Origin of the sequence: Luteibacter sp., assembly GCF_051958795.1 — a bacterium.
Classification (GTDB): Bacteria; Pseudomonadota; Gammaproteobacteria; order Xanthomonadales; family Rhodanobacteraceae; genus Luteibacter.
Genome location: NZ_JBQCFT010000257.1, coordinates 16,503 through 30,222, shown reverse-complemented (window position 1 = coordinate 30,222; position 13,720 = coordinate 16,503). Strand labels below are relative to the sequence as shown.

General features: G+C 57.4%; 14 protein-coding genes. 11 read left to right on the top strand and 3 right to left on the bottom strand.

Translation table 11 applies throughout. From position 1 onward, the window contains the following. From ACTHLF_RS13470 to ACTHLF_RS13440, 7 genes are all read left to right on the top strand, one after another. Nucleotides 1-92, top strand: a 92-nt coding sequence (locus tag ACTHLF_RS13470; protein WP_440327673.1) for an integrase core domain-containing protein, incomplete at its 5' end; no start/stop codon positions are given. A gap of 884 nt (nucleotides 93-976) precedes the next feature. Beyond that, the gene (locus tag ACTHLF_RS13465) at nucleotides 977-2,713 is read left to right on the top strand and encodes a bifunctional sulfate adenylyltransferase/adenylylsulfate kinase (protein WP_440327855.1); all 1,737 of its coding nucleotides are present in this window, start codon (nucleotides 977-979) and stop codon (nucleotides 2,711-2,713) included. Nucleotides 2,714-2,956: 243 nt separating this feature from the next. Then, nucleotides 2,957-4,015 (top strand): pesticin C-terminus-like muramidase, encoded by a 1,059-nt coding sequence (locus tag ACTHLF_RS13460; protein WP_440327854.1) that lies wholly within the window; start codon nucleotides 2,957-2,959, stop codon nucleotides 4,013-4,015. Between the two features lie 37 nt (nucleotides 4,016-4,052). Next, nucleotides 4,053-4,706, top strand: coding sequence for a hypothetical protein (locus ACTHLF_RS13455; RefSeq protein WP_440327853.1), 654 nt, complete (start codon nucleotides 4,053-4,055; stop codon nucleotides 4,704-4,706). A gap of 66 nt (nucleotides 4,707-4,772) precedes the next feature. Further along, a complete protein-coding gene (locus ACTHLF_RS13450; protein ID WP_440327852.1) occupies nucleotides 4,773-5,585 on the top strand; it encodes a Stf0 family sulfotransferase in 813 nt (270 codons plus the stop codon). A gap of 123 nt (nucleotides 5,586-5,708) precedes the next feature. Beyond that, the gene (locus tag ACTHLF_RS13445; RefSeq protein ID WP_440327851.1) at nucleotides 5,709-6,386 is read left to right on the top strand and encodes a Fic family protein; all 678 of its coding nucleotides are present in this window, start codon (nucleotides 5,709-5,711) and stop codon (nucleotides 6,384-6,386) included. A gap of 527 nt (nucleotides 6,387-6,913) precedes the next feature. Then, complete coding sequence (locus ACTHLF_RS13440) at nucleotides 6,914-7,684, top strand: hypothetical protein (RefSeq protein ID WP_440327850.1); 771 nt, start codon at nucleotides 6,914-6,916, stop codon at nucleotides 7,682-7,684. A 129-nt stretch (nucleotides 7,685-7,813) separates the two neighbouring features. Here ACTHLF_RS13440 and ACTHLF_RS13435 read toward each other — a convergent pair whose 3' ends face one another. After that, nucleotides 7,814-7,993 carry a hypothetical protein gene (locus tag ACTHLF_RS13435; RefSeq protein WP_440327849.1) on the bottom strand — a complete coding sequence of 60 codons (180 nt, stop codon included), beginning with the start codon at nucleotides 7,991-7,993 and terminating at the stop codon, nucleotides 7,814-7,816. A gap of 90 nt (nucleotides 7,994-8,083) precedes the next feature. Here ACTHLF_RS13435 and ACTHLF_RS13430 point away from each other — a divergent pair, with 90 nt between their 5' ends. Together ACTHLF_RS13430 and ACTHLF_RS13425 are read left to right on the top strand one after the other, a co-directional pair. Next, complete coding sequence (locus tag ACTHLF_RS13430) at nucleotides 8,084-8,263, top strand: DUF3606 domain-containing protein (protein WP_440327848.1); 180 nt, start codon at nucleotides 8,084-8,086, stop codon at nucleotides 8,261-8,263. Then, on the top strand, nucleotides 8,260-8,466 hold the full coding sequence (locus tag ACTHLF_RS13425; protein WP_440327847.1) for a DUF3606 domain-containing protein: 207 nt from the start codon (nucleotides 8,260-8,262) through the stop codon (nucleotides 8,464-8,466). Before ACTHLF_RS13430 ends, ACTHLF_RS13425 begins: the two co-directional genes overlap by 4 nt. A 1,030-nt stretch (nucleotides 8,467-9,496) precedes the next feature. On the opposite strand, the gene ACTHLF_RS13420 is transcribed toward ACTHLF_RS13425, so the two are convergent. Both ACTHLF_RS13420 and ACTHLF_RS13415 read right to left on the bottom strand, forming a co-directional pair. Further along, entirely contained in the window at nucleotides 9,497-9,631 is a 135-nt protein-coding gene (locus ACTHLF_RS13420) for a hypothetical protein (protein ID WP_440327846.1), read from the bottom strand. Nucleotides 9,632-10,142: 511 nt separating this feature from the next. After that, nucleotides 10,143-10,802, bottom strand: coding sequence for a hypothetical protein (locus ACTHLF_RS13415; RefSeq protein WP_440327845.1), 660 nt, complete (start codon nucleotides 10,800-10,802; stop codon nucleotides 10,143-10,145). 314 nt (nucleotides 10,803-11,116) lie between these two features. Here ACTHLF_RS13415 and ACTHLF_RS13410 point away from each other — a divergent pair, with 314 nt between their 5' ends. Both ACTHLF_RS13410 and ACTHLF_RS13405 read left to right on the top strand, forming a co-directional pair. Next, nucleotides 11,117-11,326 (top strand): hypothetical protein, encoded by a 210-nt coding sequence (locus ACTHLF_RS13410; RefSeq protein ID WP_440327844.1) that lies wholly within the window; start codon nucleotides 11,117-11,119, stop codon nucleotides 11,324-11,326. Nucleotides 11,327-12,805: 1,479 nt separating this feature from the next. Beyond that, the gene (locus ACTHLF_RS13405) at nucleotides 12,806-13,663 is read left to right on the top strand and encodes a PA0069 family radical SAM protein (RefSeq protein ID WP_440327856.1); all 858 of its coding nucleotides are present in this window, start codon (nucleotides 12,806-12,808) and stop codon (nucleotides 13,661-13,663) included. Nucleotides 13,664-13,720: the final 57 nt, after the last annotated feature.

Genomic DNA, 13,720 nt, shown 5'->3' with positions numbered 1-13,720 from the left:
TCGAAAACTGGCGCCGTGAGTACAACGAGGAGCGCCCGAAAAGAGCACTAGGCGGGCTGACGCCCGCAGCCTACGCGAAACAGTTACAGTAACCTCGGGCTCTAAATCAGACCGTTACTGAAGGCGGGGGGACGTCGCCGCCACCACGATTAACCACATGCCGTTCGTGATGTACCTGCCGCGCGTGCTCGAGCGCGACAAGATTACGCTGCCGTCGCCGACCACCCGCGAAACCGTGCTCACCCACCTGGGACATGCCGCCTGCTGCCCTGGATTGCCCAGCAGCCCTTCGCACCGAGCTACTGGGCGTTTACCTTCGGTCTAACCACGCTGTTGGGAACGCCACCGTCATCCTCTGGCACATCCCGGGCTCTCGAAACGACCCTCGGGACTCAAGGCGGCGCCGCGGCCATTGTGCGGTCCGATCATTGAGACTTCCATGGACGTTATACGAATGCACAGGACGTCAATCTCAGATGCAGTGATTCTTGCCGAGGGCGATGCTTGGGTGATGTTGCGCCGGACGAGAGGGCGCTTGTCGGGCTCTTTCAAGTTAAGCGAGCCGCATTGCGAGGTTCCTGGAGGGCTCGCCTGGAGCGAACAGGCGGGAAACGATTGTCCAGCAGGCTGCTGGACAAACGAGGCCGTGCTCAGTTGGTTGTGATTGGCTGGCAGCTAAGACTCTGAACGCTTCGACGACAAATTGTCGTGCGACGCACCGACGAGGTGGTGTGATGGATAGCGACCAACGACGAGTAAGGGAAGTCCGCCATTTCATGTAGGACAATGCCTACAGCAACTTCTTGCTGGCAAAGTAAACATATACTTGTGACCGTTTTCCAAGCGTAAGCGCAATATCTTGCGCTTCACCAGCGGAAGATCTGGTGCGAAGAACCGAAATTCTTTGATACCGTCGCGGCGGTTCGATGCCCCGAATTGGGACCAATTCGCTTTCAAACCCTGGAGTGAAAGCCGCATGTCTGTCGAGATCATGGATCCGATCCGCAAGTCTGTTCTTGTCACACCCCACGGCGGCATTCTGAAGGACCTCAATTCAGTGAGGCTGGCCACCGCATCAGACCAGCAATTTGGCCGACGGCCGAGCGTTGCATTGGATCATCGGCAACGTTGTGACCTGGAGTTGCTGCTCAATGGCGCATTTTCGCCATTGGAAGGTTTCATGACGTTCGACGACTACAGCCACGTCGTTCACCGTATGCGTCTGAGCAATGGGCTGCTATGGCCAATGCCGATCACATTGGATGTTTCCGAAGAAGCTGCCGAGCGGCTATCGATCGGACAGGCAATTTCATTGACAGATGGACAGGGCACGCCTGTCGCCGAGATGTTGCTGGAGGACATATATCGACCCGATAAGCGCGCCGAAGCGCAACATGTCTTCGGTACGGTCGACCCCGATCATCCGGGTGTCGCCGAACTTCTCAGACGTGGAACGGTTTACTTGGGCGGCCCGCTTCGCGGGGCGAGGGAGCCAACGCACAATGATTTCATCGACTTGAGGTCCTCGCCGCGTCGACTTCGCGACTGGTTTACGCAGATGGGATGGGAGCGCATCGTAGGGTTCCAGACAAGAAACCCGATGCACCGCGCACATTTTGAGCTCACGCGACGAGCGTGCGAGTTTATCGACGGTCGCCTTCTACTTCATCCCGTGGTGGGGCATACAAAAGAAGGCGACGTCGATGCGCATACACGAGTGCGTTGCTATCGAGCGCTCCTACCCTACTACCCCGAAGGGCAGGTGAAGCTTAATGTGTTGCCGCTGGCTATGCGCATGGCCGGCCCTCGCGAGGCGATGTGGCACGCCTTGGTACGCAAGAATTATGGCGTCAGCCATTTTATCGTTGGCCGAGACCATGCGGGCCCCGGCTCGGATCGCACTGGACGCCCATATTACGGCCCGCGCGATGCCCAGGAACTTCTGGAGCAGCACAAGGACGAGTTAGGAATTCATATCATGCCGTTCTCGGCGATGATGTTCTCGCAAGTCCGAACGCAGTTCGTTCCAAGCGACCGCTTGCAGGAGGGCGAAGATGTCGCTGACGTGTCCGGCACCGAACTTCGGCAACACCTTCGTGCAGGAACGCCAATTCCTTCCTGGTTCACTTTTCCGGAAGTCGAGACGATTCTCCGTCAGCGTTTCCCGACAGGCGCAAAGCGAGGATGCGCCATCTTCTTCACAGGCCTGTCCGGCGCAGGGAAATCCGCGATCGCTCAGGCCCTCATGGCCCAGATTTTGGAAGAAACGGGAAGGCCGGTCACTATGCTCGACGGAGATGAAATTCGGCGGACGCTTTCCGCCGGACTTGGCTTCTCCAAAGCAGACCGTTCCGCAAACGTCCGGCGTATCGCGTTCGTCGCCGCAGAGGTGGTACGTCACGGCGGCGTTGTGATATGCGCTCCAATCGCACCTTATGCGGACGATCGCGCGGAGGCGCGACGACTCACCGAAGCGTTCGGCGATTTTATCGAGGTGCACGTCAGTACCGCCATTGAGGTGTGTGAGAAAAGAGACACAAAGGGCTTGTATGCTGAAGCGCGAAAAGGCCTTATCAAGGAGTTCACAGGAGTTAGCGATCCATACGAACTCCCTATACGCCCGGACTTTCGCCTCGATGGAGCGACGAAAACCCCGTCGTTACATGCATCGATCATTCTTGAAGATCTTCTGCGCCGGTGGCGGTCCCACTGATGAGAATACATTTCGCTCTGTAGTTTTCTCAAACATGCCCTTTCCTTGACCCAGAACGGCCATGCGGCTTTCAGATCACCAGCGCAGAATAAATCCTGCATCACATCCCACGCTCGTATGAAGTAATACGGTCTTCGGCGCTCCCGGAGGGGAGCGTCGTGGGGCAAGGATGCCGCTGTGCGTCCTGTTGCCTGGATACGGTTGACGCACGCCAGCGCCCTGCTGGCATCCACGGAGGATCCAATGGAAGTTCGACGGCTTTCTGTTGTTGTAGCGTACGCGTTGTCTGGTTACCAGCTCGGCGCGTCCGCGGCTCCCGCGCCGCACGATGTCACGTTTGGCTCAGCTCCCTCACGATCAGACCCGAAAAGCGGTTTAGCTCGAGCTCCTGGACATAACATCGAGCAAACCTCGTCGGCCATGAGGCCGCTGACAGTGGAGGAAATTGAGCTCATCATGGGCACAAACTCGTTCACTACCCCGATGACCGGCACAACCGTGACCGCGACAATCTTCCCTACCGAGCCTCCGGTTACGGTGACGCCTACTGGCGGTGGTGGTGGCGATGGTGGAGGCGGCACAGGTACCGGTGGCGACGGCAACGGTGGTAGCGGCGGCGACGGCGGCAGTGGAGGAGGCGGCGGAGGAAGCGGATCGATCGGAAGCCAAGGACAGCATTGTTACATTCCGCTCGCAGCAGTCGATCGAATCGATCCACAGCATGTCTGGGCTAATGAGGATGGAGTGCATGGGACGGGATACCTGATACCGGGTGCACCTAACGCGGGCGTCACTATTGGAGCGGGTGTCGACTTGGGTCAACAATCCGTAGCCGGCCTGCAGGCCATGGGGATTGGGCAAGCGATTATCGACATCGTGTCGCCCTATCTTGGCCTCAAGGGTTCAGCAGCCGCCGCAAAAGTCGCCTCGGCCGGCGAGCCAGTATTGGGCAACGCGTCGGCCATTTCGCTTTCCTTGGGTTTGCTGAATTCCACGGAGCATATTGTCGCGACCCAATACAACGCAGCGACGACAGGGATCCAATTCGAACAGTTACCAGCTGATGCGCAGACGGTGATTGTCGACGTTGCCTATCCAAACGGACCTTACCTCAGTGCGTCAGCGCCTGGTTTCTGGAGCTCTGTGACAACAGGCAATTGGAGTGCCGCCGTAAGCGAGCTGCAAAACTGGTATGGCCCGAACAACACTAACAATCGGTATTTGGGTGACGCGTCTATGATTCAGTCGGCGATTGCTACGTCCAACCTTCCTAGCGACAGCTCGGAAGGTCATTGTCACTGAGCAACTACCTAACCATGCAAGGAGAGTTTATATGGTAATGAAACTGATGACATTGGCGCGTGTGACGATGGTCCTGGCCGGTCTATGTGCGTGGGGCTCATCCGTCGCGCAAGTCACGTCTGGGTCTGCTTCCCCCCAGAGCTTTGATTGGGCCAAGCCCGCACCCCGCGAATCTCTTAGCGAGAAAGGTTCGTCTTTCTTGTCGGGCGGCAAGGGTACATTTGTAACCAGCCAAGCGATTCGTGCGAATACGATCGGAGCATCGCAGAAGGTGGCGGCCAAAGATGACGCAGAAGACGCCCCTCTGGATTTGTCCGCACAGTTTGAATACATTTTTGGCGGCATTCCAGGGCCGGAGTCGACGCTCGACGGCGGTCAAAAGCTGTTTACCGCTTGCGAACCGCACAACTGTGTCGGACGGCGGGCCTTCATGGTGACAGACAGCGGCGGTATTAACGTACTTTCGGCAGGATTTCTCAGTGTGGAATGCGCGGTGCCAGGCGCGGCGAACCGAAAGGGGCCGGCTCTTATTTCTTCGTGCGATACGGTACCGACCCTGACGATCTACTACCAGGACCGCCAGACCAGGCAGCCCGCGCTTGCACTGGAGATTATCAAGTGGGCGCGCCTGGAGGTTGCACGGAGCAAGCAGTCTGATCGGATGAAAATCCAAGAGCAATTCTTGCGCTGATATTACGGCCGAACAGAGACGGGGGCCGTCATGTGGCGGCGCCTGTCATCGCACAAGGAGCGAGAAATGGTTGTTCCCGCAGAACACCTCAGGGATGGTAAGCCACACTTGGCTACCCAATATTATGAAGCACACATGGACTTCAACTGCTTCGGCGAACCACCGAAGACCAGCTATATGCTGGCGACTGTGCCGCGGTCAGGAAGCACCTATTGTGCCGTTCGCCTTTGGCAGTCGGGGGCCATGGGCGCGCCTATGGAATATCTCAATTATCGAGTCATCGGAAACCTTCTGAGAAGGCTAGGGTATAGCCTTGAACTAGAGGCCAAGTCGCTGCAGGGCTACTGGCGCGACGTTCAGCGACTGCGCACAGGAAACAACGGAGTCTTTGGTTTTAAGATGTTCATAGCCAATTATGTCGAGATCGCCAAGCGAGCGCCCGCGTTCTTGGAAAACATTCGTCCTGGGCATGTCATCTATTTGACGCGTCGCGACGCTGTCGGCCAGGCACTGTCGTATTCTCGCGCGCAACGGTCAAAGATTTGGTTTGGAGGGGTGGCTAATGCACCTGAGGTGGAGTACGACTTTGCCCATGTAAAGATGTGTTTGCGATCAATAAATCATCAAAAGAATGCCTGGGAGAAAACCTTCGCAGTTACTGGCGTCGAGCCATTGCGCGTCACTTACGAGGATTGGTTGGACGATGGCGCCGCCACCATTGGATTCTTAACGGCCAAGCTTGGTCTCTCGTTCGATGCTGCGGCGCAGATACCGGTGCCGATGATTGAGCGCCAGACGGACGGCATCAGCCGCGAATGGCGCGACCGCTTCCTCGAAGACCTGCATCGAGAGTCCAGCGAGCTAGCAGTCAACGAATAGGCTACGTGCGTGCGTTTATCCGTTCCCCTTCTCCGACTGCCTGATCCGGCGAGTCTGCCCCATACGGCGCTCGGGCCCGCAGAGCGCTTGGGGGCCCTTATTCTTAGCGTTACGGATGCTGGAATGGATCCCGTCCGCAAATGGCTCGGTTCCGACCCCGTCCGTTATGACAACTACGGGCCGTTTAGCGCTGGCGAACTCGCCCACGAGCTGTCGCCTTGGATGACACCGTATGTTTCCGATGTTGAGGTTAGCGGGCGATCGTTGGCCGAGATGAGCGCCTTGACGTCTCTTTCAATACCGACCGTCGACGCAGCAATACATGGCGGGACCACGGCATTCATAAGCGCCGTCTACAGCCTCTATGAAGCCATCATGGGCCGCAGGGCGGTCATTCGAACTACGGAAGTAGGTACTCGTCTGGATAAGCGGGGCAACGGAATCATCTACCCGCCAGCGCGCATCGTTGAGACCAGGCTTCAGGAGCTGGCGACGTATTGGCTGTCGCACCTCGACACATATCCGGTGTTAACGGCCGCCGTCAGCATGATGGCGATATCCAACGTCCACCCCTTCGATGACGGAAACGGGCGCGTTGCACGATTACTGTTTCATTGGACCTTAAACCGAAGCCGCACGAGTCTTTTCTATCTGCCTCTGCATGAACTAGCAGCGCTTTCTTCGTGTGGCTATTTGATTAGAGCGCGCCAAGCGCAACTTCACGGCCACTGGGATCCTCTACTGGTATATTTTGAACTGGTCGGCAATCGGTTCTTCGCCGAACCAGTGTCTCGAGCCTAAAAGACCTACGTGGCATGTGAGTTCTAGGGCAACACGCCGCCGGCCGTTGATCATTGCTCAATGTCGATCGAACCGACAACGGGTTATTAGCGTGCGTGCAGGGGCGGCGCGTGTGCGACAGCAGCGTTGATCCTGGACACATCCCCTATCGCCGATGGGCGTGGCGAAGGCACGAGCTGAGAGCCGCGGAAGCTCGTCGTATGCAGGCATAGGATTCACTATCGTTCCCTCAGTTGGCGTCGGTCTGACTGCCGCTTGGGTGGTCGATGACCCCTAGAAGCCGCTGCGAGTACCCCGTGGTAAGGCGACCCGGCCCGCTAGGTGCCAAACATCGGACCTAGCGACAAGGCCCTTGTACGTGGTGCCTGCGAGGCGATGGATTTGCCACATCTGTAGGTATGAGCCGACCTCACGGCAGGTCTGAGCGCCGCATCTTCATGAGCTTTGCTCACCACCGAGTCAAGTTGTTAGTCTCAGATCCGCTGACCGCACAGCGGAGGCGCACATAGGACAAGGGGAATGGAACGATGAAAGACTTTTTAGAATTTCTTTCGCAATCGATCGCGGGCTTAGTTGGTGGTGGAATTGCGGCAGCGATTGTCATCTGGCTCGCAAAAACGACCATTGCCGTTCGTGTTGCTGAGGCGGTCAAAGGTGAGTATGCGAAAGACCTTGCAACGCACAAGGACAAGCTGAAGCGCGAGTCAGATGCGCTTGGCGACAAGCTACGAGATGATCTGAAGGCGACGACAGACTCTCGGATTGAAGTGCTACGTCATGATCTTAAAGCTAAGTCCGACGTTGAACTGGCGAGACTAACGGCTCAACTGAGCATCGAGGCGGCAGAACGCCAAGTGCATGTGGCTGGACTCTACGACCGCCGGGCTGATGCGCTGGTCGCCATATATGCCTTGCTCACAGATCTAAAGGACGCACTCAGGGCATACGTCTCCGTGTTTGAAATGACGGGCGGACCCACGAAGGAGGATCTAAGGATGAAGGCCGCCGCCGCATATAACAGTTTCACCGCAGGCTACAAGCCTCTGCTTGTCCTTGTCCCGAAGCCTACTGCGGTCAGTTTGCGAGACATCGAAGCGAAGGCGCGTTCGACGTACAACAAGTTCTTTTACATGGTGCAACTGCATGGTTCGACTAACGCAGCATACGAGGAGTGGGGAAAGCTATCCGATTTCGTAGATACGACCATCGAGGCCGCGATGGAGGGCCTCGAAGATGACTTTAGGATGATGCTCTCCGGTCGCTTAGACGCTGGCGTAGTCCCGAGCGGTGTACCCTAGCCTTGATCCTCCTAGCAATGCGGGGATTTCGCGACCGACCGGGCTATGGGGGTAAGTACCTTCGCCAGTCTAAGCATGGCGTGGCCTAACCTGGCAACGGCTCAGACCCTGGAGGCCGCAATAGGACGATCACATCGTCCGCACCGCTAGCACTCCAGCTAGGCCCATTTCCTGGGCGGCTGTGCGGATCAGGTGGGCCCGAAACCGGGCCTCGTCCAAGTCATCGTCCAGAGCCGCCTCATTCATCGCCATCGCCTCTACGTTGAGTTGGGCTATGCGCAGGACGGTCTCTTGGTCGGTCATGTCCATCAACGCAGGATACCCCGGTTCTCCATGGATCGGCGACGCCGATATCACGGTCCGTTGCGCAGCTTTGGCGCTTTCAAGCGGAGGTGTGCCATGAGCGACGATAAGTCAAATCGGGGTCCAGCTGATGCCCAGCGAATTAATGTCAATGAGGCCTACGAGATTCGCTATTGGACCAAGGAATTTGGAGTGTCAGAGGACAAGCTCCGGGAGACCGTGAAGCGTGTCGGCGTCATGGCTAAGGACGTTCGCACGGCCCTAGGAAAGGCATGACAGAAGAAGAGCCGCTAGAGCATTTCGACCAAGCCGACGAGGGCGGGCTAGCGCTATGGGCGCTTGTGCTAGGGGTCACACCCCAGGCCGTGCTCTCTGCCGTGACTGCCGTGGGCACAAGTGCCCGGCAGGTTCAGGTGGAAATAGAGAATAGTCCCAGCACCTACCATCCCCGACGAGCCCAAGCGTCATCACCTGTGTGAAGATCTCACGCCTGCGCAACGCATCTACGTGCTTTCCGTCACAGACTCTGGGGGACCGTAGTAGTGCACCACTGGAGCCCGGCTATGACAAACGATCGCCGCGAAAACCAAATTTCCACTGGCGATCCCACTTCGCCTGACAAACAACCGCCGTCACCGGACGCGCCGCCAGGCAAGCAAAATCCAGATAACCCAGGCCGGGGCGGCCGCCCAATCGATGATCCGCAGCCGCCGGATTCTGGGCTCGGTGACAGTGACCCGAATATCCACGGCTGATTGCTTCCTGGGTTAGCCTCTCCCAGTCAACCCGACGGGCACGCACACGGTTTCCGCCGGTTCTTTCTTGATCTAAGGGAGCACGGTTAGTCGGAGCACGTAATGACCTCCGACTGTGACTTAGAGCGCGAGTGGTAGTGCACACGCAAGTCTATCTTCGGCATCTCAGGCCCTTGCGGGTTGATCCAGGCTTGTCACCAGCAGACGTGATAGCCTCGACATAGAGAACGGAGGCCGCCATGTTCGTGCGGCCTCCCACGAGGAATGGTCCTTGGCCTCTGGAGCCAGGCCACGCCTCGTTTTCCGTACGTCTAGTCATGGGCATCGTCCCATGACTGAACAGTCCGCCTCTACCGCGACCTCAGCGGGTTTTCGGGCCTGCTACGCGAAGCCATCGAAAAGTGACGATCGAGACGCTGTCGCACAGCCGGCTATCGATATCGCTCCGCTCGCCACGACGCACGGCGAATTTGCCATCGCCGGCGCTGCGTACCGCTTACTCTATCCGGCTGGCCGAAGTGTTCCATGGTCACAACCTCTATCGGATCTCGTATGGGTAGTCGGGCGAAACCTTGTCTACCAGCACGGGAGCGACGCCCTCCCCACCGAGGACCTGCACGACCTGCTCGAACTCCTGGGCAGACACGACCTGCCAGGGTATGTCGTCCACCATCCTGAGGGGAAGCGACGCTTTTTGCATTCGGTCAGTGACCATCTCCGCGAGGGCCTTTCGCACGGTCGTGCTAAGCAAATGTCAGTTTTCCAGGGTGACCACCAGCGTGAACACAGGCACAGCGGGGATGGCTTGCGTCGTACGACCCGACAAAACGTCGTCGATGTTCCTGTATTGCTGGACGATGGCCTTGGCTAGTTCGGCAAGGTCGCCCATGAGTTCTGTCCTGTTGCTAAGGTCCTTAGCTCGATGCCGCATGCGCTTCGTTTTGCACTCGATATAGAGACCACCTGTGTCGTCACCCACTGTCCAGTCGACGCCCTCTTTCCGGTCCCTTCCAACGTGGTATTCCATCTCAGATAGATGGTGAAGCCCATGCCGCATGCAACCGCGATAACCTCGCCTATGTAGCTCTGGAACGCCGGCCGAAGGCATCGGAAAGCCCGTTCTCCTTGACGATGTCGTAAAACACACCAGCGGTGATTCGCTCTTGCGCAAATCGAGGAAGCGGGCACATGACGTAGTCAGGATGCGCCGAGTCGTAGCGGACGAGTGGGCACAGCCGGAGGGGTTCAAGGTAAGCGCCGAGCCGTCATCAAGCGTACGGTGACGGAGGGCGAGCTCCCCGCAGTTGTTGGGGCGTTCGGGCCAGTGCTTCGAAGAAGGAGGAGATGAAGCGTTGCACAACTCTTGATTTTGTATGCGTGGTGTTATGCGGGTCGTTGCCTCAGTCTCTCGGACCGCCGGGAGCCAAACTGGCCCTGCATCGGACCTTTGTCTTCGAGAACGCTTCAACTTCGGCGTCTGAAATCCGCTTTGCCAGTACCGTTCTTGCGAGCATTACGATCGTGTCGGACGTGGCGACACTCACGGTCACGGCGACCTCGGCGTCGTCCCATGTTCCAAAACCACCATACCGTCCGAAGGACGCAGATTCTTCCCACGCCGTGCCGGGAGTTAAATCCATGTCCATGCCGTTCACTGTGGTCGGCAAAGTTTCCACGGACGGCTTTAGAAGCCCGTGCGTATTCACGTCGCGAAGTTCTCTGCCGATTGATGTGACGCGAACGACGTTCTTGCCAAAATTGCGAATGGAAACTTGGTTAAGCATGGAGCCGTCGGGTAGGACGACGTTTGCACATGAAACATTCACTGCCGGCTTCAGGTCAGATACGTATCCATTGATGCTTTGAAGAAACTTTTGATCATCCAGCGACTGCTGCACTCGGGTGATCATCACAAAGCTGAGGATGCCACCCATCGCTAGGACCGCTAACTGGAAGATGCTGATGCGCTTGGTGAGGGCGTCCATAAAAGAAACCGGATCCTGGGAGTTTCCGGGCATGGCGATGAACCCGCCTCTGGATGCGGTCGAACGCTTTTTCATAGTTGTGAACCAAACTAGAGAAATGGCCGGGGACGGTCACGCACAACGGACCGGTCTGACTCGCCCAATAGTCGCGGCGCCCGACGGTCTATCGGCTGAATCGCTTACGACTTTAGAGCTGAGTGTGTCCATCCGCTGTTAGCCTGAGGCCGGCGAATTGCGGTGCCCCCGCGCGCCCCGTGGGTCTTGGCGCCGAGCTTGCGCTGGCGTGAGACGCTGGTAGATGATTACTGGGTTAAGAAGGATCTATCGCTTCAAAGGGTCCCATTGCGCAACGCTTTGAACACGATGCTAGGCAAATGGGAGATAAGGAAATGACCTCAGAAGGCTCCACTCGTTCGCTCTTTGGCGCGGGCGACGCCGCCCTCGGTTACCTTTATCAAATTCGCCACGCGCTGCTCGAATCGCTTCAACGGCTCGCTGAGGTACAGATATTTTCCGTCAATCTTGAGACGCTCGACGATGTGAAGTTCGAGGCGTCAGGTACCGAGGGAACGCCTTTGGCCAATGAAACTGAAGCCTGACTATAAACTTTTCACATTCAAGCGTCTTCCGCTCTTCGGAGAGGACGACGTAGGCGGAGCCCCTCGAGCGAGGCCTTGGGCAATCATAGCCCTCTGCCTCACAGTTATTTTGGGGTGGCTGTTTATCATCTTCTTCCAGCCCTGATAGCGAAGCTCTGTGGGGGCATGCCACGCTGAGGTTCTGAATGCGTTCATCAGACTAGTTGGGCGCCTGCCCTCGCCCGGCGCTCGCTCCCTGAGCGCAGGACCGATAACAGCTGCTTCGACTAATCTGACCGAGAGCGTACCTGATCTGAAAACAGTGACCCGCAGGACGAAAGCAGAGGAGTCGCGGGGTGAGTTCCACGCGAACATCAGCACTAGAGGAAGATCTGCTATTAGTTCCGGGGAGGCGCCTTGGTGAGATCGTCCTGTGAGGTCCCATACATTTGAGTCGCGGCTCCGCTTCTAACCTAGATCCCCAACGAGTTTGTGACCTTCGCTCATTCGAAGGGGGTACTTCGTGTCGGAGACAGCATCGGCTAGGCGACGGCAGGACTTGGAGTCACACGACGACGCCCGTGCCTGACTGGTGGTAAATCGCTCTGAGTCCGGATAGAGGTTGAAGATGATCGTTCATCAGCGAAAGCGGACGACCCGACACAGAACCATGCTATGGCAGCGAACGATGAACACCGTACTTTGCTGGCTTTTAGCTTGCGCGGTATTGGGCGGCCTGTTAGTTCTGGCCAGAGTCGCCCTACATTGGAAAATACCCGGATCAGTCGGCTTTTTCCTCGTAGCTTTGGCGTGTATCGGCGGACTACTTGCATCCCTTATTCGTACCTGGCTGTTGATACGATTTCCTCCACGTTTTCCACGATCGAGAGGCCTTGGCTAGCTGGATGGGCGGCCAATCCTGCCGAATTTGCTCAACCTGCGCCTGGCTTCTTGCGGGTATTCCCTCTCGATAACGGCGAACCCCACGCCCTTGCACCATGCCTGATCCCTCCCGAGACCGGTGCGGCAATGGACGCGGTAATATAGCCATCGCTCGATCTTCACCTCTTGTGGGTGAGCTCGTAGGGCGTACACAGGCGACTGACGTGAAGTGGATTGACGAAGCGGACCTCGCTACATGGGCGGCGCGCCTTGATGCGCAGGCGGAACTGCCGAACCTAATTAGGGATCTGATTCGGGCAAGCGTGCCTGATTACAGGCGGCTCCGTTTTCCTCTTACTAGTCCAGAGGCTCGAGATGGCTATATGTAACGCTTCCTGTGCAGCCTCAAATAAGCGAATTGCGTCGTTGCGAAGCAGTGCGGGCATGGCCACTCCCTGGCGGTACAGACAGGACGAACACCGTCAGAGTATGAATGAAGCGATCCCTAAATGGTCGCCTTCGGGGATCCAAAAATCGCCACGGCTGACCTCCTATTTTAACCCGGGCGTAATTAATGGCTAGCGGCATAGTCTTCTGGGAAAACTGGACACATTCTAGATCGTCATAAAATGCTGTTGCATCTACTGCTACGCCCGCCCCTCGCACGGCTACCTCAACCTCTCAGCCGGCCTGGACTTCGAGACGAAGCTGTTCGCCAAGGTCAACCTGGCAGAGATCCTCCGCGACGAGCTGGCGAAGAAGAACTACACCTGCAAGCCGATCAACATTGGCAGCAACACCGATCCTTACCAGCCGATCGAGAAGCAGTGGCGCCTCACCCGCGCGGCGCTGGCGCTGCTGAACGAGTGCAACCATCCGTGCACCATTGTCACGAAGAACGCATTGATCGAGCGCGACCTCGATATCCTCGCGCCGATGGCCGAGCGGAACCTGGTGCAGGTGTTTATCTCGATCAATTCACTGGATAACAAGCTGGCATCGAAGCTGGAGCCGAGAGCCTCGGCACCTCATCGTCGGTTGCAGGCGGTGAAGACGCTGCACGATGCCGGCGTGCCCGTGGGCGTATTGGTCGCGCCGATCATCCCGGCGCTCAACGAGAAGGATGTGGAAGGCATCATCGAGCGAGCTGCTGCCAACGGAGCCAACTCAATTGGTTATACGTGCATTCGTTTGCCGCATGAGTTGAAGCAGCTGTTTCGGGAATGGCTGGAGATTCACTACCCCGATCGCGCCGCACACATCATCAGCCTCATCCAGCAGATGAATGGCGGGAAGGACTACGACAGTAACTTCGCTACGCGGATGCGCGGGCAGGGGATTTTTGCGGACATTATTCGCAAGCGGGTGCAGGTTGCTTCGCGGAAGGCGGGGCTGCATCGGGCCTGGGATACGGTGTTGGATACCTCGCGGTTTGTGGCGCCGAGGATTCATTCGCCGCAGGGGGAGTTGTTCTAGCGAACTACCGGACTTTCCCGGTACTTCCGGGCCATGAGCCGGTCCGTTACAGCACTT